Below are 23,070 nucleotides of genomic sequence, written 5' to 3' on the forward strand. Positions count from 1 at the left end.
TGACATGAACTGGCAGCCTTTTCGCGGCAGCGCACCGGGGAATATGACTATTTTCAGCGCCTCATTTCCTGATGTCAGCGACCAGTGGCCGATGAAAGACGAGACTGCCCGGGAGATCAACGCGCTTAACCAGGCCCTGAAAGCCGACCCGGCGCTTCGCCCTCCGCTGATTGAATACGAAGAGGGCGGGCAGGCGGTGTTTGTCCCGCAGAACCGTCACTCCGAACAGGCTTTTCGCAACCGGCCTGCGCTTCTCGCGTGGCGTGCCCGGCTGGTTCCCACTGCGCTGGCGCTGTTTGTGGTGCAAAATCCGCTGGAGGAGCGCCTCCCCGAAGGCACGAAAATGGACAGCGACAGCCGCCAGTGGTTTATTCACGCTAACGACGCCATCGGCGTGCGCTCCCGCGCAAAAGTGCTGGCTGCGCTGGTAGAGAAGTACATCCATAACGAGAGCGAGAACAACTGGGTGAGCCTGGCCAGCGGGGCGGCCATTCCCGTGCTTGAGGCGCTGCGCAACGCAAAGCTCGACGGTCAGCAGGTGTACCTGACGCTGGTTGATAAAGACCCCGTCGCGCTGAGCTGGGCCGAGACCATGGCCGCGCAGGAGGGGCTGGTTGTGGGCGAACAGCTGACGCTGCTCAGGCGCAACCTGCTGCATACGCTGGTGCGTAACGACGATTTACTGCTGGAGCTGGGCGAGCATCAGGCCGAACTGGTCGACGCGCTGGGTATATTTGAGTACTTCGACGATACCGATGCGGTGACTTTCCTGCAGCGCGCGCTGCGGCTGGTGAAGCCCGGCGGGGCGGTGATTGTGTCGAATATGCTGACCAGCAGCCCGCAGATCGACTTTGTGCTGCGCGGTATTGGCTGGGAGGACATTCACCCCAGGTCGTTGCAGCAATTGCAGGATATCCACCTCGCGGCGGGCGTGCCGGTGGAGAATGTCACCGTGGTGGTGCCAAAGGATGGGGTGTACGCGGTGATGGAGGTGAAGGTTTAGCGCGATCGGTTCCCTCTCCTTTGGGTTGAGGGGGAGCAGCACGCACAGAGTGACTTGCATTAGTTCGGTTTTCCAAACATGATCCCCTCATGAAAATAGAAACCGCACATCCCTCACACTTCGAACGCCTGGTCGCAATCTGGGAATCCTCCGTTCGCGCCACCCATCACTTTTTACAGGAAAGCGATATCGCGGCTCTGCGCCCACTATTGCTCAACGCGTATCTGCCAAACCTCAACGTCGTGATAGCCCGCGATGATGCAGGTGTTATCCACGGCTTTTTAGGCGTGGATGAAAACCGCATTGAAATGCTGTTTGTTGATGATGCGAGCCGAGGAAAGGGCGTGGGGAAATTACTGCTGCACTATGCCATCGCAGAGTTTGGCGTAAACGAAGTGGATGTGAATGAGCAAAACCCGCAGGGCGTCGCGTTTTATCGCCATATGGGGTTTGTGCAGGTCGGCCGCTCAGAGGTTGATGGGCAGGGGAATCCGTTTCCGTTGCTGCATATGCGGTTGAATAGGGATTAGCGCTTAGCCTGCTTATCCCATTTTAATAAGCCGACAATATCTTTCTCTCCCTCGGCTTCTTTTAGCAGGCGCTGCTTCTTTTCATACTCAATGTATTCTGAGCACGCCTTTTCATCCGCCGCTTTTTTGCTGATTTTGCCTGCGCCTTCTAAAACGTCCCGGTCGTTAAATTGCAGGAACTGATCGAGTTTGGTTTGCCAGTCTCGTAAAAATACCTGCTTGCGGCGTTTGGCCTGATCTTCAGCAAAGTCGAGCCACATATTAACGACACGATTTAGTTCGCTGACTTCATCCTGAGACAGATAATTTTTTGCTGTGGTGACATCGCTTTTACGAACTTCTTCACCTTTATAGCTGGTCAGCCCCATATACGGTTGCGTGGCGTCCGCACGCTGGTGAATCAACTCAGCGGCGGTAAGGCCGGTGCAGGCAAAATGCAGTTTATTCTGGATGGTCTGGAAGAATTGCGTGGTTTCTTTGAGTGACGGCTGATAGTCAGCGGCTAATGCAAAAATCTCCCTCACACGGAGATAAACCCGGCGTTCGCTGGCCCGTATATCGCGAATGCGTTCCAGCATTTCATCGAAATAGTCAGGTACGGCGGATGATCCCACAGGCGGGTTTTTCAGGCGCTCGTCGTCCATAACGAAGCCTTTTACCAGATATTCCTGCAGCGTTTGGGTGGCCCACTGGCGGAACTGTATCCCTCGCGTGGAGCGGACGCGATAGCCGATGGCGAGAATGACGGGCAGGCTAAAATATTGAACGTTATATACTTTACCATCGCTGGCAGTTGTTCGGTAAAACCGAACAACTGAATTTTCGACCAGCTCACCCTCATCAAAAATATTCTTGATATGCCCACTGATCGTTGCTTTGGCTTTGCCGTATAACTCACAGATCGTAGCCTGTGAGAGCCACAAAGTATCGCTTTCGAAGCGGCATTCAATGCGAACTTTTCCATCCTTGCTGGCAAACATGACGAACTCACCGGCTGGTGAATTGATTAATTCTTCATATGTCATGCTGCCCCCACCCTATAAGGTTGATGTCGATAAGTTCGTAGTATGCCAGAAACAGCCGCTAAGCCAGGTGGTTTGTATTTGTTTTTGCGAGGCGCTTTCCAGCACGCGGAGTTTGGATGGCTGTAAGCGCGTTCTCTATCTCAATAAGCTTTGCTTTCGTCCGTTTATAATCATCCTGCAACCTCTGCTCCTGCTCGTTATACGCCACCAGAACGATGCATCCTTTCATGACTTTTATCGTGACCTGCTGCCCAGTATCAAAACCCGCCGCGCGCAGCCACTTGCCGGAAAGGATGATTTTCGGCGTGGATTTGTCGAAAACCTTCGGGCGGTATCCCACAATTAACGAACGCTCGGTTCCGGATTGGTCGGTGTCTGGGGTAGAATGCGAATCAGCCATAATCAACTCCTTGATAGTTGGTGAGGTTAGACGCCCTTTAGTGCTCCAACACTGCTGGGCGTTGTTAGAATTCCGAATCCATGTGGTAGGTACCACATGCGGATAAACTAACCGAAGTGGTACCTACCATGCAAGAGAAAAAGAAACCAAATTTTGACCGTACCAAGAGCACGATGAAGAACATCCGGTTTGAGGATGAGCTTTTGGAGCAGATTGAGAAGGCGGCGGGGAAAGGGAATTTTAGTAAGTGGGTGAAAGAGGCTTGTTTATTCCGTTTGAATAAAAAAAATGATCTTAGTTGACATAAAAATTATCTAAGAATATTTTGAGTATTGAAGTTCCGCTGGTTTAAATTTATTGATGTATATTGAAGTATTCATTCGGTGAATCATTCATAATCAACGATAATTGGCGTTAAAACAATGCAAGCTATTTTTCAATTGATTAAAGATCCTTATGAAAGAAAGGCCCGATTAATTCCTGGGCTTTTAGTCGCTCTGCCATTAATAGTACCTATGATTTGTGTGTATGGCGCTAAAAATCCGATACTTACGAGTGTTATTGGCTTATTAAGCAGTTGTGGTGCAATGTTCGCATTGGCGAATATATCTCGTGGTTTAGGTAAAAAACTTGAACAGAAGCTCATAGTCAGGTGGGGGGGAATGCCAACAACATTGGTATTAAGGCATCGTGATGATCACTATGATTTTGTAACAAAGAGTAGGTACCATCAAGCAATAACCGCAAAGTTAGGTATACAAATCCCGTCACCATCAGAGGAGATAGGTGATCCTAAAAAGGCAGATGAAATATATATAGGTATTTCCAGAAGATTAAGAGAGTTAACTAGAAATAAAAAAGTATTACTTTTTAATGAAAATATATCCTATGGATTTCATCGGAATATGACGGCAATGAAAATTATTGGATTATCAACAAGTTCATTAGGCATTATATACGGATTGATTATTGCTAAAGTATTAACAATAATACCACCGCATATAGAAATAATACATTTTGCTAATCCAGGATTACCAGCCTCATTGACTTTGATTATTTCCTGTATTCTCATTTTTTCTTGGGGTTTTTACTTTAACGAAGAATCTGTTAAGAGAATTGGTTATGTATATGCCGAACGTTTATATGAAAATTTACTTAGTGTGAAAGTAAGTACGTCAAAAAGAAGAGTAAACTCTGCTCAGTAACTTATTGGATTATCGAGCGATGTTATTAATAAAATGATTGTTTACTGGAGTAATATTAATGGCTATTGTCAAAAGCTTTTCCGTTGGTAATGGAGATATGTGTTACATTCAACATAACTCAGATAACTTTTCAATAATTGATTGCGATATTTCAAGTGAAAATCAACAGAGAATAATTTCTGAAATAAAAGAAAAGTCAGCTTCTAAACGGATTACAAGATTCATATGCACACATCCTGATGATGATCATTTTGGCGGGATTGAATATCTTGATGCAGTATTAGGTATTACTAATTTTTATGTGGTAAAAAATAAGGCTATAAAGAGTCATGAGACACAATCTTTTAAACATTACTGCCGCTTAAGAGATGATAAAAATAAAGCTTTTTATATATATAAAGATTGTAAAAGAAAATGGGCAACTCATGGTGATGATGTTAGAGGTAGTTCAGGTTTAGAGTTTTTATGGCCTGATACAGAAAATACCCACTTTAAATCAGCTTTATTAGAAGCGGAAATAGGATTAAGTTATAACAATACATCAGCTGTGATAAGATATAGTATTATAAATGGACCTAGTTTTCTTTGGATCGGTGATTTAGAAACCGATTTTATGGAAAACATTAGCAACGATATTGAGCTTAAAAAAACTACAATTGTTTTTGCTTCGCATCATGGAAGAGTATCAGGAAAGATACCGGATTCCTGGCTGGAAAAGCTAGATCCTCAAATAATAGTTATAGGTGAAGCACCTTCTCGCCATCTAACTTACTATACTGGCTATAAAACTATAACTCAAAATAGATGCGGGGATATAACTATGGAATGCGAAGGTAATAAGATTCATTTTTATTCTTCAAATGAAAATTATGTGAATACACATTTAGATGATGAACAAAAAAATACATTTTCTAATTATATAGGCACTATTACAGTAGAAGCTGAGTATACTATTGAATAGTTATTTTTCTGAGCCAGCTTTTTTAATGAGTAATTTTCTTAAGAAGAAAAATTAACTTATTTGAAGGGATGGATACTCCATTTGTAACTGACCATAACAATGTGGCTCGGTTTGGGATAGGATAGGAAAGCATTTTTGGCGGAAGATCACAGGAGTCGAACCTGCCCGGGAACGCTGGCGTCCCCAACTGGATTTGAAGTCCAGCCACCTCACCGGAGATGACGATCTTCCGCGCCTGCATTGCTACATGGAGGCGGGGCGCATTATAGCTACTTTCAGACATTTACCACATACCCCGACACACTTTTTTCACCTCTCTTTTGACCTGAACACCCCCATTTCAGTTAATTCTTAAGAAAATCCTCAGGTTAGCATTTCGTGCTCCGCGACATTTACCCCGATCACAAAAAACAAGAAACGTAATTTGCTAACCAGAAAACGCAATACTCGCTCCTGAAACAATGGTTTAAAACCTCTGTAACCGGTCTCAGTGCCCGTATCGCCACACGGCAGGCACCTGACGGCCAGCAAAGGATTACAGAACCAGGAGGACGAAAGTATGAAAATCAGTGATGGAAACTGGCTTATTCAACCTGGCCTGACCGTGACGTATCCGGTCCAGGTGTTCGATGTGGAGCAGCAGGGCAATGACCTGGTGGTGTATGTGGCACCGCGCGACGTCCGCGAACGCGCGTGGCAACTCGATACGTTGATGTTCACCGTCCGGCTCTTCGCACCGCAGGAAGGGATTGTCGGGGTGCGCATCGAGCACTTCCAGGGGGCGCAGGACAAAGGCCCGCACTATCCGCTCAACGTGCTGAAGGACGTAAGGGTCGAGACGGTAAATAACGCCGAATACGCCGAGCTGAAAAGCGGTAATCTCAGCGTGCGCGTCACCAAAGGCGAGTTCTGGGCGCTCGATTTTCTGCGTAACGGCCAGCGGATCACCGGCAGTGAACTGAAAAACAACGGCTACGTGCAGGACAGCAACACGAATCGCAACTATCTGTTCGAACGTCTGGATCTGGGCGTCGGGGAAACGGTTTATGGCCTCGGTGAGCGCTTTACCGCCCTGGTGCGCAACGGTCAGCAGGTCGATACCTGGAACCGCGACGGCGGCACCAGCACCGAGCAGTCCTACAAAAATATTCCGTTCTATCTCACCAACCGCGGCTACGGCGTGCTGGTCAACCATCCGGAAAATGTGTCGTTTGAAATCGGCTCGGAGAAGGTCTCCAAAGTGCAGTTCAGCGTCGAGGGCGAATATCTGGAGTATTTTGTGATCGACGGCCCGACGCCGAAAGCGGTCCTGGACCGCTACACGCAGTTCACCGGTCGTCCGGCGCTGCCGCCAGCGTGGTCCTTCGGCCTGTGGCTCACCACCTCGTTTACCACTAACTACGACGAAGCGACGGTGAACAGCTTCATCGACGGCATGGCCGAACGCGACCTGCCGCTGCACGTCTTCCATTTTGATTGCTTCTGGATGAAGGCCTTCCAGTGGTGTGATTTTGAGTGGGACCCGGTGACCTTCCCCGATCCAGAAGGGATGATCCGCCGCCTGAAAGAGAAAGGGCTGAAGGTCTGCGTGTGGATCAACCCGTACATCGGCCAGAAATCGCCGGTGTTTAACGAGCTGAAAGAGAAGGGCTATCTGCTGAAGCGCCCGGATGGCAGCGTGTGGCAGTGGGACAAATGGCAGCCCGGGCTGGCGATTTACGACTTCACTAATCCGGACGCGTGCCGGTGGTACGCCGACAAGCTGAAGGGCCTGGTGGAGATTGGCGTGGACTGCTTCAAAACCGATTTCGGCGAGCGTATCCCGACGGATGTGCAGTGGTTTGACGGTTCCGATCCGCAGAAGATGCACAACCATTACGCCTTCATCTATAACGCGCTGGTGTGGAACGTGCTGAAAGAGACGGTAGGCGAGGAGGAGGCGGTGCTGTTTGCGCGCTCGGCGTCCGTCGGCGCACAGCAGTTCCCGGTGCACTGGGGCGGCGACTGCTATGCCAACTATGAATCCATGGCGGAAAGCCTGCGCGGCGGCCTGTCGATTGGTCTGTCCGGCTTCGGGTTCTGGAGCCACGATATCGGCGGTTTCGAAAACACCGCCCCGGCGCACGTCTACAAACGCTGGTGCGCGTTCGGGCTGTTCTCCAGCCACAGCCGCCTGCATGGCAGCAAATCCTACCGGGTGCCGTGGGCGTACGATGATGAGTCCTGTGACGTGGTGCGTCACTTTACGCAGCTGAAATGCCAGCTGATGCCGTACCTCTATCGTCAGGCGGCACTGGCACGGGAGTGCGGCACGCCGATGCTGCGGGCGATGATGCTGGAGTTCCCGGACGATCCGGCGTGTGACTATCTCGACCGTCAGTACATGCTGGGGGATGCCTTGATGGTAGCACCGGTGTTCTCCGAGGCGGGTGAGGTGCAGTTTTACCTGCCGGAAGGTCGCTGGACGCACTTGTGGCACAACGATGAGGTTCAGGGCTGTCGCTGGCATAAGCAGCAGCACGATTTCATGAGCCTGCCGGTTTATGTGCGCGACAATACCCTGCTGGCGCTGGGTAACAACAAGCACAAACCGGACTACGCCTGGAATGAGGGCACGGCCTTCCAGCTGTTTAACCTGGATGAGGGCGCAACAGCGGTGAGTGTAGTGCCTGCGGCTGACGGTTCGGTGGCGTTTACGCTGAAGGCGTCACGCAAGGGCGACACCGTGACCCTTACCGGCGCGGGTGAAGCGCGGAACTGGTCGGTATGCTTGCGCAATGTGCAGAAGGTGAGTGGTGTGAAAGGTGGCTCATACGCGGGCAGCGAGTGGGGCGTGGTGGTGAACGCGGAGGGGGATGAGGTGGTGGTTCACCTTTAATTCCCCTCACCCTAACCCTCTCCCCATAGGGGCGAGGGAATGGTTTACTCCCTCTCCCTTTCAGGGAGAGGGCTGGGGTGAGGGTGGTGTTGAAACCACACCACCCGTCATGGTCTGCTGAACCTGCTGTTTATCCATATTTACCGCGCTCAGCTTGCCATTTACCGTTGGCTTCAGTGGGGCATTCGCCTGCACACTCCCGCTGGCAGTCAGCTGAATATTGCCGTCGCCGCTCACCGGCAGCGCGGGCCAGCCCCACTGCTGCAGGATGTTGAGCGGCACGCCGCGCCCGTTCAGGCTCACCGTGGTCTGTCGTTGCGCAAGCTGAGAAACCGTCGCGGTGGCTTCCAGAATGCCTTTCTCGGTAAAGGCGCTCAGATCGGTGATATTGACCGTGGCGGCGTTAGCGTTCAGCGCCAGCGACGGGCGTCGCACGTCCACGCGGTTAAAGGTGGCTGCTGCGCCGTTTAGCGTGGCGCTGCCGCCCCATACGCCCCATTTGTGGTCCTGCGCCAGCTGCAGGTTAGCCCCATAGCCATCAAGAGAAGTGATCTGCCACGGGAACGCGGGATCAATGTCGATCACCAGGTTGCGGCTCAGGCCGAATTTCTTCAGCGTCACGCTGTTCAGCCATTCCGGCAGCGGATCCATCCACAGCGTTTTCCAGTTCTGCGGCAGGGTGTACTCCAGCCCGGCGACGGCGACATCGTCCAGTACCAGCGCTTTACCGTCGCGCAGCCAGTTGCCGGAGGTGCGCACCATGCCCCCTTCCCAGCGGGAGGTGAACTGGCGCAGCGCCACGCCCTGCGGAGAGAATTCCGCATTCAGGATCGGGTCGAACAGATGCAGCGAGCCGTAAATTAATTCGCTGGCATTCATGGATAAACGCCCGTCCTGGCTCTGCCAGTCTCCTTTGCTCAGCGTCAGGTTGCGCAGGCTGAGATCCAGATCGGTTACGGCCCAGTCTGGCCCCTGCAGGCGCGCATCGGTGACCTCAAGGCGGCCAATCTGCAAGGAGGGGATGGTATTGAGCGGCGCGAAGAAATCCAGCAGCGATTTATCGCTCTGCAGGCGGATCTCGTTCAGGCGCATGGTGTCGATAACCCAGCTTCCGTCGGCGTTGCGCAGGGCGGAGCCGGTAAGCGAGCCGCGCGCCATATCGGCGCCGATGGTGTTCAGCACCACCTCCTTGCCGTTCAGCTGGCCCTGGATCAGCACGTTAGTGGCCGGTACCCCGTTCAGGGTGAGCGAACCCGCGCTCATCTGGATCTGCGCATTTTTGCCCAGCACGTTACCCGCTTCTGGCTGCCACGGACTGACGCCGCCCGTCACTTTTTGCGCGCTTAAATCCCACTCCGTGTTGGGGCTGTTGAAGGCCATGTTGTTTAGCTGCAGACGGTCTGCCTGGAAGGGCATCGGCGCGGTCTGCGGAGAGAGGTTCAGCGTGCCATCGACCAGGGTGATGGTGTCCATATGCAGTGGATCGGTGAGCTGTCGGCTGCCAAGACCAATATCGACTTTTTTAGCCACCAGCGTGGCGGGCTGACCGTCGCGGCCAAAGGTGACGTTTTCCAGAAGGATGTGGGAAGGCGACGAAAAGCGGTGGTCCATCAGGTCGAAACTGAGTTCGTAATCGGTGTTCACCGTTACCCAACTGCTGACCTGTGACGCACCCCAGCGGGTCTGAAGCAGAAAATAGAGTGCCAGCAGCACAAGGAGCAGGGCTACCAGAAGATAGACGAGCAGCTTTCCAATAAATTTCATGGTCTTCCTTCCCGCGAAACGTACATAAAGGAGTTATGCACGATTTATGCGCAATGCTCAAGGCGGGAATGGTGTAAAGAGATGTCACGGCAGGCATTGACAGCCTGCCGTGAGGACAATCAGTTTTTCTCTGGCGGGAAAACGAGGTTCAGCACGATAGCGGTGATACCGCCAGCGGCGATGCCGGAAGAGAGCAGGTTTTTCACCCAGTCCGGGGCAAACTGCAGGATCAACGGCTGCTGAGAAACGCCCAGACCCACGGCCAGCGACAGGGCAATAATCATGATCGCGCGGCGGTTCAGTGGCTCGCGGGAGACGATTCGCACGCCCGAGGCCGCGATAGTACCGAACATCACCAGCGTTGCTCCGCCCAGAACCGGCTCAGGGATGTGCTGTACAAAGCCACTCACGGCCGGGAACAGGCCAAGGATAATCAGCATCAGCGCCACCACAAACCCGACATAACGGCTGGCCACGCCGGTCAGCTGGATCACGCCGTTGTTCTGCCCGAAGCAGGAGTTCGGGAATGTATTAAACACGGCAGAGACAAAGGAGTTCAGACCGTTTGCCAGCACGCCGCCTTTCAGACGCTTCATGTACAGCGGGCCGGACACTGGCTGCTCCGAGACGTCGGAGGTGGCGGTGATATCGCCGATGGTCTCCAGGGAGGTGATCATAAAGACCAGCATCAGCGGCAGCAGCAGACCCCAGTCAATGCCCAGGCCGTAGTACAGTGGAGTAGGAACGGTGATCAGCGCGCTGTTGGTCGGCGCGGTGTTTTCCGGCAACATGCCCAGCGCCCACGCCAGCAGGTAACCGGCCGCCATGGCGATCACCAGCGAGGCCACGCGCAGATACGGGTTACGCTGACGGTTGAGCAGAATAATGATGGCCAGCACCACGCCAGCCAGCAGCAGGTTTTTTGGTGCGCCAAAGGTGTGGTCGCTCATTGCGGCATAACCTCCGCCGATGGAGGTCAGCCCCACCTGGATCAGCGACAGACCGATAATCATCACCACCACGCCCGAGACCAGCGGGGTGATGACGCGGCGAGCCAGATGCAGAACACGGGAGATCACCATCTCCGTGCAGCTGGCCAGCATCAGCGTGCCGAACAGCGCCGCCATCATGGTCGGGACATCCGCCCCGCCGGTTTTTAACGCCGTACCGCCCATGATCAGCGGTGCCACAAAGTTAAAACTGGTACCCTGAATCGACAGCAAGCCAGATCCCACCGGACCCCAGGCTTTAATTTGAATAATTGAGGCTACGCCAGAGGCAAAGAGGGACATGCTGATGATGTGCTGCGTATCCTGAGCCGGTAAACCCAGCGCCTGGCAGATCAACAGCGCCGGGGTGATCACCGCAACAAACATGGCCAGAAGATGCTGGCAGGCAGCGAAGAGCGTCTGCGGAAGCGGTGGGCGGTCTTCAAGACGGTAAATCAGTTCGCTATTTTGCTTCTGCGCAATCGGTTGCGCATCAGGAGACTCTATGCTGTTAACGGACATCGACGGTAATCCCACGGTGGAAAAGCGGGCATTTTATCTGACCACCTGGTAAAAGCAAACGATTGCCAGCAAAAAAAACAGAGAAAATCTGCCGGTATGAGCAGGTTTTCTACAACGTGGAGGAAAAAAAAATTACACTTTTCGCGCCGGTGGCTCATGACGAGCATAAGCCGGCCCAGGATAACGCCGCGTGTGTATGGAACACGCGCATAACAGGAGCCTCTTATGATTCATCTCGATACGTTGTCGACCCTTGTTGCCGCAACGCTGGTTCTTCTGCTTGGTCGCAAGCTGGTACACAGTGTTTCCTTTCTGAAAAAGTACACCATTCCTGAACCTGTTGCCGGTGGGTTGCTGGTGGCGCTGGCCCTGCTGGTGTTGAAAAAAAGCATGGGCTGGGAAATCGATTTCGATATGTCCCTCAAAGATCCGCTGATGCTGGCCTTCTTTGCCACTATCGGCCTGAACGCCAACCTGGCGAGCCTGCGCTCGGGCGGTAAGGTGCTGGGCGTGTTTCTGATTGTCGTGGTTGGTCTGCTGCTGATGCAAAACGCCATCGGCATCGGTATGGCGTCTCTGCTGGGGCTGGATCCGCTGATGGGTCTGCTGGCTGGCTCCATCACTCTGTCCGGCGGGCACGGTACCGGGGCGGCGTGGAGTAAGCTGTTTATCGAGCGCTATGGCTTTGAAAACGCAACGGAAGTGGCGATGGCCTGCGCGACCTTTGGTCTGGTACTTGGCGGTCTGATTGGCGGCCCGGTAGCGCGCTACCTGGTGAAGCACTCCACCACGCCAGACGGCAGACCGGACGATGAACTGGTCCCCACCGCGTTCGAAAAGCCGGACGTTGGCCGCACCATCACCTCGCTGGTGATGATTGAAACCATCGCCATGATCGCCATCTGTCTGACGCTGGGTAAAGTGGTTGCGCAATGGCTGGCGGGCACGGCCTTTGAACTGCCGACCTTTGTTTGTGTGCTGTTTATCGGGGTGATCCTGAGCAATGGTCTGGCCCTGATGGGCTTTTACCGCGTGTTTGAACGTGCGGTCTCGGTGCTGGGTAACGTCTGCCTGTCGCTGTTCCTGGCGATGGCCCTGATGAGCCTTAAGCTGTGGGAACTGGCGTCGCTGGCGCTGCCGATGGTGGCCATTCTGGCGGTGCAGGCGCTGTTTATGGCGCTCTATGCCATGTTCGTTACCTGGCGCATGATGGGCAAAAACTACGATGCCGCGGTGCTGGCGGCGGGGCACTGTGGGTTTGGTCTGGGTGCCACGCCAACGGCAATCGCCAATATGCAGGCAATCACCGAACGTTTCGGGCCTTCGCACATGGCGTTTCTGGTGGTACCGATGGTTGGGGCATTCTTTATTGATATCGTCAACGCGCTGGTGATCAAGCTGTACCTGATGCTTCCGATGTTCGCCTGAGATCAGGCGTTGGAGTAGCGCTCAGTTTCCGGCATCCAGCGCTCAATTAACGCTGCCGCCTGTTCGGGGTAGCGTTCATGAATATGGCGGGCAAGGCGCTGAACTTCAGGGATCATGGCCTGATCCCGCAGCAAATCTGCCACTTTGAATTCAGCATTCCCGGTCTGACGTGTGCCCAGGAGCTCGCCCGGGCCACGGATCTCCAGGTCTTTTTGCGCAATGACGAATCCGTCATTGCTGTCACGCAGTACCTGCAAACGCATCTGCGCGGTTTTTGAGAGCGGGGCTTTGTAGAGCAGAACGCAATGTGAGGCCACCGCACCACGGCCCACGCGGCCACGCAACTGGTGTAACTGCGCAAGCCCCAGACGTTCCGGGTTTTCGATGATCATCAGGCTGGAGTTTGGCACATCCACGCCCACTTCAATCACCGTTGTGGCGACCAGCAAATGCAGCTCGCCCTGTTTGAAGGATTGCATGACGGCCTGTTTTTCTGCGGGCTTCATGCGACCGTGCACCAGGCCCACCTTCAGTTCCGGTAGCGCCAGCTTCAGCTCTTCCCACGTTGCTTCTGCGGCCTGCGCTTCAAGCAGGTCAGACTCCTCAATCAGCGTGCAGACCCAGTACGCCTGACGTCCTTCATGGGTGCAGGCGTTGCGCACGCGATCGATGATGTCGCTGCGGCGGGTATCCGGGATGGCCACCGTCGTGACCGGCGTACGGCCCGGCGGCAGCTCGTCAATGGTGGAGGTGTCCAGATCGGCGTAGGCGGTCATCGCCAGGGTTCGCGGAATAGGCGTGGCGGTCATGATCAGCTGGTGCGGATGGAAGCCCTGCTGCAGCCCTTTTTCCCACAGCGCCAGGCGCTGATGCACGCCAAAGCGGTGCTGTTCATCGATGATCACCAGCGCGAGGCCGTTAAACTGCACCTGCTCCTGGAAGATGGCATGGGTGCCGACAATCATCTGCACCTCACCGCGAGCGATGGCGTCCTGTTGCGCAAGACGCGCTTTGCCCTTTTGTTTTCCGGCAAGCCAGCCCACCTCAATGCCCAGCGGGGCGAACCAGGCGCGGAAGTTATTCGCGTGCTGCTCCGCCAGCAGTTCCGTCGGCGCCATCAGCGCCACCTGCTTGCCGTGGGCAATGGCGCGCAGGGCTGCCAGGGCAGCAACCAGCGTTTTACCAGAGCCTACATCTCCCTGCACCAGGCGCATCATGGGCACATCAAGCGCCATATCGCGTTCGATCTCGGCGGTGACGCGCGCCTGGGCACCGGTAGGTTTAAACGGCAGGGAGGCCAGCAGCTTATCCTTGAGCTCATCACGCGGGCTTAAGGGCTGGGCATGAAAACGCTGCGCACCGGCGCGCAGCGCCAGCATGCTCAGGTTATGCGCCAGTAATTCCTCAAGGATAAGACGCCGTTGGGCAGGGTGTTTGCCGCTTTCTAAATCGCTGAGCTGCAGCGTGGGCGGCGGGCGATGCAGCGTACGCAGCGCTTCCGGCAGGCTCATCATTCCCTGCGCCAGCTCAGGCGGCAGCAGTTCGGTGATGGCGCAGGTATCGAGTAACTCCAGTGCCTGGTCGGTGAGCTTACGCAGCGTCGCCTGTTTGATACCTTCCGTTGTCGGGTAGACCGGAGTGAGCGTCTCCTGCAGCTCCGGCGTGCTGAGATCGCCCTGCACGCGGTACTCCGGGTGGATCATCTCTGCGCCATATTTCCCGCGTTTGGCTTCGCCATACGCCAGCACCCGGCGGCCTGTTGCAAGGCTGTTTTTCATCGCCGCGTTGAAGTTGAAAAAGCGCATGGTGAGAATGCCGGTCCCATCGCTGATTTGACAGGTCATCATCCGGCGGCCGCCAAAGGTGATGTTGCAGTTCAGCACCTCGCCCTCAACGGTGGCGTAAATCGCGGGCAGCAGATCGCCAATCTTATAAAGTTGCGTGCGGTCTTCATAACGCAGGGGGAGGTGGAGCAGGAGATCCTGCACGGTGTGCAGGCCAATTTTGCCCAGTTTACTGCGTTGTGCCGCGCCCACGCCCGTCAGGCTATTGAGCGGGATGGCATCCAGCAGGCGGCCTTTCATCGGTTACCCTGCGTACTGCATGGTGGCCCACCACCCGGCATCGGCTTCAATTTCGCCCTGCGCGTTGACGTGGGGGTAAGGCAATTTTTTCTGCTTTGCAACACGAGCCAGCACCGGGTAACCGCCTTCAAACAGCAGGCGCTGCTGTTCGTCTTCCGGCAGCATGCTGTTGCTGCGCTCGTACATCCCGGCGTTCTGACGCTGGCGCTGGGCTTCATACAGAATGAGCGCGGAGGCCACAGAGACATTCAGGGACTGTACCATGCCGATCATGGGGATGATGATGTCCTGATCCGCCAGATCCAGCGCTTCCTGAGTTATCCCGGTTTTCTCCTGACCCATCAAAATACAGGTCGGGCGGGTGTAGTCGATCTCGCGGAAATCGACCGCTTTGGCAGACAGGTTGGTGGCAAGAATCTGCATACCGCGACCTTTCAGGTGCGATACGGCTTCTCCGATGGTCTGATGGGTTTTGACGGACACCCAGCTGTTACTGCCTGCGGCTGTCGACGCCATGGTGCGCATGCGGGCACCGGGCCAGACGGCGTGCACTTCATGCACGCCGACGGCGTCTGCGGTACGGACAATGGCAGAGACGTTATGAGGTTTATGGACCTGCTCCATGCAGACCGTCAGATCAGGCTGACGCCTGGCGAGCATTTCGCAGATACGTGCATAACGTTGTGCATTCATAAAACTAGTTTCGGTTTCGGGTGACTTTAATGACGTCCGGCATGACGCGGATCTTGCGCATAATATTTGCCAGATGCACGCGGTCGCGGGCGGTCAGACGAATAAAGGCGCTGTACACGCGGCCATCTTTTTCTTCCGTATTCAGGCTCTGAATGTTGGAAGAGGCCGTGTTGATCGCTGCCGTCAGGTTCGCCAGGGCACCCTGGTGGTTGAACATATCCACCTTAATTTCGGTGATAAATTCCTGCGCCGTCTCTTTATCCCACTCGACCGCCATAAACTTCTCCGCCTCTTTTTGATAGCCGCGGATGTTACGACAGGATTCATGGTGGATAACCAGCCCTTTGCCCGGGCTGACGTGCGCAATAATCGGATCGCCAGGAATTGGACGGCAACACTTCGCAAAGGTGATAAGCACCCCGTCCGCGCCTTTGATCGGCAGATGCGCGTGGCCGGATGCGCCAGGTGCGGAAGGTATTGCTTCGCCCTGCTGCAGATTTTTGGCCACCACGACGCTCATGGCGTTACCCAGCCCAATTTCCGCCAGCAGATCGTCCAGAGAGGTGAGCTTCATCCGGTCGAGTTCACGCTGGATATGTTCTGGTGGGATCTCTGCCAGCTTACGGCTGCCACCCAACGCATGGTTGAGCAGACGACGCCCAAGGCTGACGGAGTCATCACGCTTGAGGTTTTTCAGCAGCTGACGGATTTTGGCGCGCGCTTTGGAGCTCACAACAAAGTTCAGCCAGGCCGCGTTTGGACGTGCGCCCGGTGCGGTGATGATTTCGACAGTCTGGCCGCTGGCGAGCGGTTGAGACAGCGGATAAGGCTGTCTGTCAACGCGTGCGCCTACGCAGGCGTGGCCGATATCGGTATGCACGGCATACGCGAAGTCGACCGGGGTCGCGCCCGCAGGCAGTTCGACAATACGCCCTTCAGGCGTGAAAACGTAAATCTCATCCGGGAAGAGATCGGATTTTACGCTCTCGATAAATTCAAACGAGCTACCCGCACTCTGCTGCAGCTCCAGCAGGCTCTGCATCCAGCGCTGGGCGCGGATTTGTGCCGTGGTGCTGCTTTCACCACCGTGCTCTTTATAGGCCCAGTGTGCGGCGACACCCATCTCCGCCATCTGGTCCATGTCTTCTGTGCGGATCTGCACTTCAACAGGGACGCCGTGCGGGCCGATCATCGAGGTATGCAAAGATTGATAGCCGTTCGCTTTTGGTATGGCGATGTAATCTTTCATGCGCCCTGGACGCGGCTTGTAGAGGCTGTGCATCTGCCCCAGAACGCGATAGCAGGTGTCGGCATCGTGGACGATCACGCGGAACGCGTAGATATCCATGATCGAGTGAAAACGCTGCTCTTTGAGCACCATTTTGCAGTAAATAGAGTACAGGTGTTTTTCGCGACCGCTCACGCGGCAGGGAATGCCCGCTTCCTGTAAACGTCCTTCAATTTCCGAGAGGATCTTTTGAATCATCTCTTTACGGTTACCGCGGGCGGCTTTCACCACCTCTTTAATGACGCGATAGCGGTTCGGGTACAACGCTTCAAAACCCAGCTCTTCCAGCTCGGTTTTAATGTGATGGATACCTAAACGGTGCGCCAGCGGACTGTAGATTTCGAGAGTTTCACGGGCAATGCGGCGACGTTTGTCCGGGCGGAGTGAGCCCAGCGTGCGCATGTTGTGGGTACGGTCAGCGAGTTTGATGAGAATGACGCGGATATCCTGCACCATCGCCATAATCATCTTGCGAAAGTTTTCGGCTTGCGCCTCTTTCTTGTCGCGGAAGTTCAGCTTATCAAGCTTGGACACCCCTTCCACCAGTTCGGCAACGCTTTTGCCAAACAGCTGTTCCATATCCTGGTAAGTGGCAGGGGTATCTTCGATCACGTCGTGCAGCAGAGCGGCCATCAGCGTTTCATAGTCGAGTTTCATCTCGGCCAGAATACAGGCCACCGCTACCGGGTGCGTGATATAGGGTTCACCGCTTGAACGTGTCTGGCCCTCGTGAGCGTCACGTGCAACGAGATAAGCCTGCTGAAGACGCTTAATCTGGTCTTCAGGCAGGTAGGTTTGAATCAGTTGATTCAGGCTTTCAAACAGATACAAGGGCGACCCGCAGGTTTAATTAACGACGACCTTCAGCAATGGCGGTTACGGCCTGCAGTTCTGCGGCTTCCTGCTCTTGCTGCTCCTGGCGCTCACGCACGTCGAGGATCTGGTTGTTGATCAGACCTTCTTCGATTTCGCGAAGTGCAATTACGGTGGTTTTATCGTTTTCTTCCGGTACCAGCGGATCTTTTCCGCCTACCTGCATCTGACGAGCGCGACGCGCGGCGACCAGCACCAGGTCAAAACGGTTACCAATTTTCTCTACAGCGTCCTGAACAGTTACGCGTGCCATACTTAAAATGCTCCACAGGTGAAGAAATGACTGGGCATAATACTGAAAGTGGGTTCAGTCTGCCAACAGTTTGGTGATTAATGCGTCATGTCGCTGCTTCTGGCGGCTCATACGCAGACGTTCTGCGCGAAGGATGGTTTTGAGATCGCTCAGTGCGGCATCAAAATCATCATTCACAATAAGGTAATCATATTCGGCGTAATGGCTCATTTCTGCAACTGCCTGTTCCATACGCTTTGCAATGACCTCTTCGCTGTCCTGACCGCGTCCACGCAGGCGGCGATCCAGCTCATCTTTCGACGGCGGTAAAATAAAGATACTGCGCGAATCAGGCATTTTCTTGCGAATTTGCTGTGCGCCCTGCCAGTCGATATCCAGGAACACATTCACGCCGGTTGCCAGAACCTGCTCAATGGTTTCACGCGAGGTACCGTAGTAGTTCCCGAAAACTTCTGCGTGTTCAAGAAACGCATCTCGGCCAATCATCGCTTTAAATTCGTCGTGATCGACAAAGAAATAGTGTTCACCGTGCACTTCACCCGGACGCGGTTTACGCGTGGTGTGTGAAACAGAAACCTGAGTGTCATACAACGGTTGGGTTTTTAACAGTGCCTGAATAAGGCTGGATTTACCCGCGCCACTAGGGGCAGAAACAATATAAAGCGTGCCTTGAGCCATGAGAGTCTTTTGTATGTGTTAACGAAGAAGTCCTACATACGGGCTTATTATACACGTCGCCGCTGTGTGACGTAGCCTTTGTCACACTTTTTCCCCTGGATTATTGCATTTTGCGTGTCGTTTTCAGGTTTTACCTGTGTTTTGCAGCAACATAAATTCACTCTGGATAGCGCCTCGCAAAGCGCAATGTTGCCATTAGCGTGGTTTTCGTCGCCGGGTTATACCTCCAGCAACGTAAAGGAGGGGTAGCGATGTGGCGATGGATAAGCGGCTTCATGCTGTTGTGGTGTGGTTCTGCGGCGGCGGTGTGCCCGGTGTGGTCTCAGGCGAGGGCGGAGAAAGAGATTGCGACGTTAAGTGCGCAAATCAAACGCTGGGATGACGCCTACTGGCAGCAGGGTATCAGCGAAGTGAACGATGAAGTGTATGACCAGCTCAACGGGCGGTTAAAACAGTGGCAGCACTGTTTTGGGCATGCATCACCTGACGCAGCACTTCCCGCCCTGACGGGACGTATCAAACACCCCGTCGCCCATACAGGGGTTCATAAGGTGAGCAGTAAAGAAGAGCTTGGCCAGTGGATACATGCCCGGCGCAATCTCTGGATACAACCCAAAGTTGACGGTGTAGCGGTAACGCTGGTGTATCGGGGGGGAACATTGGCTCAGGCCATTAGCCGTGGCGATGGGTTAAAAGGTGAAGACTGGACATCGCAGGTGCGTTTAATACCGTCGGTGCCACAACATCTTTCCGGCGCGCTGGCAAACAGCGTGTTACAGGGGGAGCTTTTTTGGCAGCGTGAAAATCACATTCAGCAGCAGATGGGCGGAATGAATGCACGCGCAAAAGTCGCAGGTGCGATGATGCGCCAGCAGGATAACGCGTTTTTGAGAGAGGTTGGGGTATTCATCTGGGCCTGGCCAGACGGGCCAAAAGAGATGAAAACCGCACTGGCGGAACTGTCTGACGCGGGGTTTACCCTGACGGCGCGCTATACCTTGCCCGTAGAGCATATTGAGGCCGTCGAAAAGCAGCGCTCAGCGTGGCACACCGCAGCATTACCCTTTGCCACGGACGGCATTGTGGTTCGCTCGGCGGATGAACTGCCGGGTGAAAACTGGCTGCCTGGAGAGGGCAGTTGGGTTGTTGCCTGGAAATATCCCCCTGTCGCGCAGGTTGCTGAAGTACGGGATATTCACTTCACTGTGGGCCGAACGGGGAAAATTGCCGTTGTGGCGGGGCTGGAGCCAGTACGGCTGGATGATAAACAGGTGCAGCGGGTTAGCCTGGGATCCGTTGGCCGCTGGCAAAGGCTGGATATCGCGCCGGGCGATCAGATCCAGGTAAGCCTGGCCGGACAGGGGATCCCCCGATTCGACAAAGTCGTCTGGCGAGGGACCGACCGGCAAAAACCAGAACCTCCAGTCCCGCAGTACCATTCTCTCAGCTGTTTTTACGCTTCACCGGAATGTATGGAGCAGTTCTTTGCCCGGCTGACGTGGCTCAGTTCTAAGCAGGGGCTGGATATTGCCGGTTTAGGCGAGTCAGGCTGGCGGGCGCTCTGGCAGGCACATCGCTTTGAACATATTTTCTCATGGCTGTTGTTAACCCAGGCGCAGCTGCAAACCACGCCGGGGTTTTCGGCTGCACGCGGACTGGCGCTCTGGCATCAGTTTAATCTGGTGCGAGAGCGTCCTTTTATTCGTTGGATCATGGCGATGGGTGTTCCGCTGGCTCAGGCGACCCTGAAAGCCGCCGGAGAGCTATCATGGCAGACCATGCACCAGCGTAGCGCTATGGACTGGCAGACCTTGCCGGGGACCGGAGAGGAGAAAGCGCGGCAAATCGTTAACTGGCTCCACGCGCCGGAGGTGGATGTGCTGGCAAAGTGGCTGGCTGAACAGCGCATCAAGGGATTCTGAAATTAGTGAGCGCTGTGTTTGTAGTGAAACACCGGCAGGCCGAGCTTAAGTCGCAACGCCAGCATGCGGGCCGTAAAGCCGAACAGCAGCGTGGAGATGACCACCACATCATGGTTCGAAACATAATGCTGCAGGGCAATATAGAGCACCGCTGCCGCGAAGGAGATGCCGGCATACAGCTCTTTTTGAAAGACCAGAGGAATACGTTTGCAGAACATATCGCGCAGCACGCCTCCAAACACCCCGGTCACCACGGCGGCAATGGTGGCGATAACTGGCCCTTCACCCATATCGAGCGCGATTTGTGCGCCAATGATGGAAAAGACAATCAGCCCGAGCGCATCAAGCACCAGAAACAGGCGACGCAGATGGGTCATAACGGGCGCGACAATGGTGGTTACTACGGCGGCGGTCGCCACAATAATCACGTACTCGGGGTTTTTCACCCAGCCCAGCGGGTAATGGCCCAGCAGAATATCGCGCACGGAACCGCCGCCCAGCGCGGTCGCTGTGGCAATAATGATCACGCCGAAGGTATCCATTCGGCGACGACCGGCTGCAAGCGCGCCAGTCATGGCTTCTGCAGTGATGCCAATGAGATAAAGAGTGTGAAGCAGCATATAACCTCCGGTGTGAAGCCGGGAAGGTTAACGTTTTGTGCGCACGATCACGATTGAGATTTTCTAAAGTGAGCAGGTTTGCCCTATAAAATTTTATCAACCCATAGTGGAGAAGGTTGATTGGTGTCGGCAAAGCGAGAAAAGACGGGTTAAAATGGATTAGAAATAATAATGGGTGACGTCGGTCGACGCCACCCGAATAGTATTACTCAATATTCTGGATCTGCTCGCGCATCTGCTCAATCAGTACCTTGAGCTCAATGGCGGAATTCGTCACGTCGGCATTGATTGATTTAGACGCCAGGGTATTCGACTCGCGGTTGAACTCCTGCATCATAAAGTCGAGACGACGACCAACGGCTTCTTTCTTCTTCAGAATGTTGTAGGTCTCTTTAACGTGTGCTTCCAGACGGTCCAGCTCTTCGGCCACGTCAACGCGCTGCGCCATCAATACCAGCTCTTGTTCCAGACGGTTATTTTCCAGCTGAACTTCCGCTTCTTCCAGTTTGGCAACCAGACGCTCGCGCTGCCACTGCAGCACTTCCGGCATATGGGTACGTACTTTTGCCACTTCGGCGCTGACGCCTTCAAGGCGCTGTTCAATCATCGCTTTCAGCGCCTGGCCTTCGGTTTCGCGAGCAACGATAAAGTCATCGAGCGTGCTGTCGAGGGCGGCAAGGATTTCAGCGGCAATTGCATCCAGATCCTGCTCTCCGGCAGCCATGACGCCAGGCCAGCGCAGAATATCAACCGGATTAATTTCGCCTTCGTCGCTTTGCATTTTGACCCAGTTCGCCGCATTGACGAGCTGTTTTGCCAGTTTTTCGTTGAGGATCAGTTCGCCCTGCGCGCTGGCATCCGGCTCAAAACGCAGGTTACATTCCACTTTGCCGCGCGTCAGACGCGTACGGATACGCTCACGCACCACAGGCTCAAGGCTGCGGAACTGCTCCGGCATACGGAAATAGGTTTCCAGATAGCGCTGGTTTACCGAACGCATTTCCCAGGTAGCGCTACCCCAGCTACCCTTGATTTCACGCCGGGCGTAGGCGGTCATACTGCGGATCATAGATATTCCCGTTTTTAAAGGAGAGATGGGGGGATTATAGCTTTCAGGGGCTTCTCAGGATAGGAATAAGCGTCCTTTATCCGTATAATGCGCAGCCACATTCGTTTCAAGCCGGAGAATTCATCATGCGTCCAGCAGGTCGTAGCGCCAATCAGGTGCGTCCCGTCACCCTGACCCGTAACTATACAAAACACGCTGAAGGCTCCGTTCTGGTTGAGTTTGGTGACACCAAAGTGCTGTGCACGGCTTCCATTGAAGAAGGCGTTCCGCGCTTCCTGAAAGGTCAGGGCCAGGGCTGGATCACGGCTGAATACGGCATGCTGCCGCGTGCAACGCATACCCGTAATGCCCGTGAAGCGGCAAAAGGTAAGCAGGGCGGCCGTACCATGGAAATTCAGCGCCTCATCGCGCGTGCTCTGCGCGCCGCTGTTGATCTGAAAACGCTGGGCGAATTCACCATTACTCTGGACTGCGACGTCATTCAGGCTGACGGTGGCACGCGTACCGCATCGATTACCGGTGCCTGTGTAGCGCTGGCTGATGCCCTGAATAAACTGGTTGCGGCCGGTAAGCTGAAAACAAACCCAATGAAAGGGATGGTTGCCGCGGTGTCCGTCGGTATCGTTAACGGTGAAGCGCTTTGCGATCTGGAATACGTAGAAGACTCCGCTGCCGAAACTGACATGAACGTGGTGATGACCGAAGACGGACGTATCATTGAGGTGCAGGGCACCGCAGAAGGCGAACCGTTTACCCACGAAGAACTTCTCACCTTGCTGGCTCTGGCCCGAGGGGGAATTGAATCTATTGTAACGACGCAGAAAGCGGCGTTAGAAAATTGATTTTAAAGGCGACCAATGAGTCGCCTTTTTTTTGCCTGTAAGA

General features: G+C 54.4%; 20 protein-coding genes and 1 tRNA gene. 9 read left to right on the top strand and 12 right to left on the bottom strand.

What is annotated here, in order from left to right; all coding sequences use genetic code 11:
- Positions 1–4 precede the first annotated feature (4 nt).
- Positions 5–1,003, top strand: a complete 999-nt coding sequence (locus ACQG2G_RS00480) for a class I SAM-dependent methyltransferase (protein WP_061771707.1) — start codon at positions 5–7, stop codon at positions 1,001–1,003.
- A gap of 89 nt (positions 1,004–1,092) precedes the next feature.
- Positions 1,093–1,533, top strand: coding sequence for an acetyltransferase (locus tag ACQG2G_RS00485; RefSeq protein ID WP_061771706.1), 441 nt, complete (start codon positions 1,093–1,095; stop codon positions 1,531–1,533).
- On the opposite strand, the gene ACQG2G_RS00490 is transcribed toward ACQG2G_RS00485, so the two are convergent.
- Both ACQG2G_RS00490 and ACQG2G_RS00495 read right to left on the bottom strand, forming a co-directional pair.
- Positions 1,530–2,558, bottom strand: coding sequence for a virulence RhuM family protein (locus tag ACQG2G_RS00490; protein WP_061771705.1), 1,029 nt, complete (start codon positions 2,556–2,558; stop codon positions 1,530–1,532). The genes ACQG2G_RS00485 and ACQG2G_RS00490 overlap by 4 nt on opposite strands.
- A gap of 58 nt (positions 2,559–2,616) precedes the next feature.
- Positions 2,617–2,958: a SymE family type I addiction module toxin gene (locus ACQG2G_RS00495; protein ID WP_061771704.1), complete on the bottom strand. Its 342-nt coding sequence runs from the start codon at positions 2,956–2,958 to the stop codon at positions 2,617–2,619.
- A 128-nt stretch (positions 2,959–3,086) separates the two neighbouring features.
- On the opposite strand from ACQG2G_RS00495, the gene ACQG2G_RS00500 reads away from it, so the two are divergent.
- The 3 genes from ACQG2G_RS00500 (at position 3,087) to ACQG2G_RS00510 (ending at position 5,124) form a co-directional block, all read left to right on the top strand.
- Positions 3,087–3,260: a YlcI/YnfO family protein gene (locus tag ACQG2G_RS00500; RefSeq protein WP_065187088.1), complete on the top strand. Its 174-nt coding sequence runs from the start codon at positions 3,087–3,089 to the stop codon at positions 3,258–3,260.
- Positions 3,261–3,380: 120 nt separating this feature from the next.
- Positions 3,381–4,163, top strand: a complete 783-nt coding sequence (locus ACQG2G_RS00505; protein WP_348595958.1) for a hypothetical protein — start codon at positions 3,381–3,383, stop codon at positions 4,161–4,163.
- A 58-nt stretch (positions 4,164–4,221) separates the two neighbouring features.
- Positions 4,222–5,124, top strand: a complete 903-nt coding sequence (locus ACQG2G_RS00510; protein WP_071830009.1) for a hypothetical protein — start codon at positions 4,222–4,224, stop codon at positions 5,122–5,124.
- A gap of 136 nt (positions 5,125–5,260) precedes the next feature.
- Here ACQG2G_RS00510 and ACQG2G_RS00515 read toward each other — a convergent pair.
- Positions 5,261–5,355 (bottom strand) — tRNA-Sec (locus tag ACQG2G_RS00515).
- Between the two features lie 328 nt (positions 5,356–5,683).
- Between ACQG2G_RS00515 and yicI the strand changes: the two genes are divergently transcribed.
- Entirely contained in the window at positions 5,684–8,002 is a 2,319-nt protein-coding gene (gene yicI, locus ACQG2G_RS00520) for an alpha-xylosidase (protein ID WP_248078858.1), read from the top strand.
- 60 nt (positions 8,003–8,062) lie between these two features.
- Here yicI and ACQG2G_RS00525 read toward each other — a convergent pair whose 3' ends face one another.
- Both ACQG2G_RS00525 and ACQG2G_RS00530 read right to left on the bottom strand, forming a co-directional pair.
- Complete coding sequence (locus tag ACQG2G_RS00525) at positions 8,063–9,766, bottom strand: AsmA family protein (protein WP_061772114.1); 1,704 nt, start codon at positions 9,764–9,766, stop codon at positions 8,063–8,065.
- A gap of 119 nt (positions 9,767–9,885) precedes the next feature.
- A complete protein-coding gene (locus tag ACQG2G_RS00530; RefSeq protein ID WP_013094877.1) occupies positions 9,886–11,277 on the bottom strand; it encodes a nucleobase:cation symporter-2 family protein in 1,392 nt (463 codons plus the stop codon).
- Between the two features lie 225 nt (positions 11,278–11,502).
- On the opposite strand from ACQG2G_RS00530, the gene gltS reads away from it, so the two are divergent.
- Positions 11,503–12,705, top strand: a complete 1,203-nt coding sequence (gene gltS, locus ACQG2G_RS00535; RefSeq protein WP_013094878.1) for a sodium/glutamate symporter — start codon at positions 11,503–11,505, stop codon at positions 12,703–12,705.
- A 2-nt stretch (positions 12,706–12,707) separates the two neighbouring features.
- On the opposite strand, the gene recG is transcribed toward gltS, so the two are convergent.
- Genes recG through gmk form a run of 5 tightly spaced genes read right to left on the bottom strand, consistent with a single transcriptional unit; the run spans position 12,708 to position 18,574 of the window.
- Positions 12,708–14,789 (bottom strand): ATP-dependent DNA helicase RecG, encoded by a 2,082-nt coding sequence (gene recG / locus ACQG2G_RS00540; RefSeq protein WP_061772115.1) that lies wholly within the window; start codon positions 14,787–14,789, stop codon positions 12,708–12,710.
- Between the two features lie 3 nt (positions 14,790–14,792).
- Complete coding sequence (trmH, locus tag ACQG2G_RS00545) at positions 14,793–15,482, bottom strand: tRNA (guanosine(18)-2'-O)-methyltransferase TrmH (protein WP_020686483.1); 690 nt, start codon at positions 15,480–15,482, stop codon at positions 14,793–14,795.
- Between the two features lie 4 nt (positions 15,483–15,486).
- Positions 15,487–17,601, bottom strand: coding sequence for a bifunctional GTP diphosphokinase/guanosine-3',5'-bis pyrophosphate 3'-pyrophosphohydrolase (spoT, locus tag ACQG2G_RS00550; protein WP_013094882.1), 2,115 nt, complete (start codon positions 17,599–17,601; stop codon positions 15,487–15,489).
- A 19-nt stretch (positions 17,602–17,620) separates the two neighbouring features.
- On the bottom strand, positions 17,621–17,896 hold the full coding sequence (gene rpoZ / locus ACQG2G_RS00555; RefSeq protein WP_000135058.1) for a DNA-directed RNA polymerase subunit omega: 276 nt from the start codon (positions 17,894–17,896) through the stop codon (positions 17,621–17,623).
- 54 nt (positions 17,897–17,950) lie between these two features.
- On the bottom strand, positions 17,951–18,574 hold the full coding sequence (gmk, locus tag ACQG2G_RS00560) for a guanylate kinase (RefSeq protein ID WP_013094883.1): 624 nt from the start codon (positions 18,572–18,574) through the stop codon (positions 17,951–17,953).
- Between the two features lie 251 nt (positions 18,575–18,825).
- On the opposite strand from gmk, the gene ligB reads away from it, so the two are divergent.
- Positions 18,826–20,496, top strand: coding sequence for an NAD-dependent DNA ligase LigB (ligB, locus tag ACQG2G_RS00565; RefSeq protein ID WP_248078855.1), 1,671 nt, complete (start codon positions 18,826–18,828; stop codon positions 20,494–20,496).
- 2 nt (positions 20,497–20,498) lie between these two features.
- Here the strand turns inward: ligB and ACQG2G_RS00570 are convergent, their stop codons facing one another.
- Together ACQG2G_RS00570 and ACQG2G_RS00575 are read right to left on the bottom strand one after the other, a co-directional pair.
- Entirely contained in the window at positions 20,499–21,116 is a 618-nt protein-coding gene (locus tag ACQG2G_RS00570) for a trimeric intracellular cation channel family protein (protein ID WP_013094886.1), read from the bottom strand.
- Positions 21,117–21,321: 205 nt separating this feature from the next.
- Entirely contained in the window at positions 21,322–22,185 is an 864-nt protein-coding gene (locus ACQG2G_RS00575) for a YicC/YloC family endoribonuclease (protein WP_013094887.1), read from the bottom strand.
- Positions 22,186–22,310: 125 nt separating this feature from the next.
- Between ACQG2G_RS00575 and rph the strand changes: the two genes are divergently transcribed.
- Positions 22,311–23,027 carry a ribonuclease PH gene (rph, locus tag ACQG2G_RS00580; protein WP_013094888.1) on the top strand — a complete coding sequence of 239 codons (717 nt, stop codon included), beginning with the start codon at positions 22,311–22,313 and terminating at the stop codon, positions 23,025–23,027.
- Positions 23,028–23,070: the final 43 nt, after the last annotated feature.

It is taken from the genome of Enterobacter cloacae complex sp. 382A5 (genome assembly GCF_050031095.1).
GTDB classification, from domain to species: domain Bacteria; phylum Pseudomonadota; class Gammaproteobacteria; order Enterobacterales; family Enterobacteriaceae; genus Enterobacter; species Enterobacter cloacae.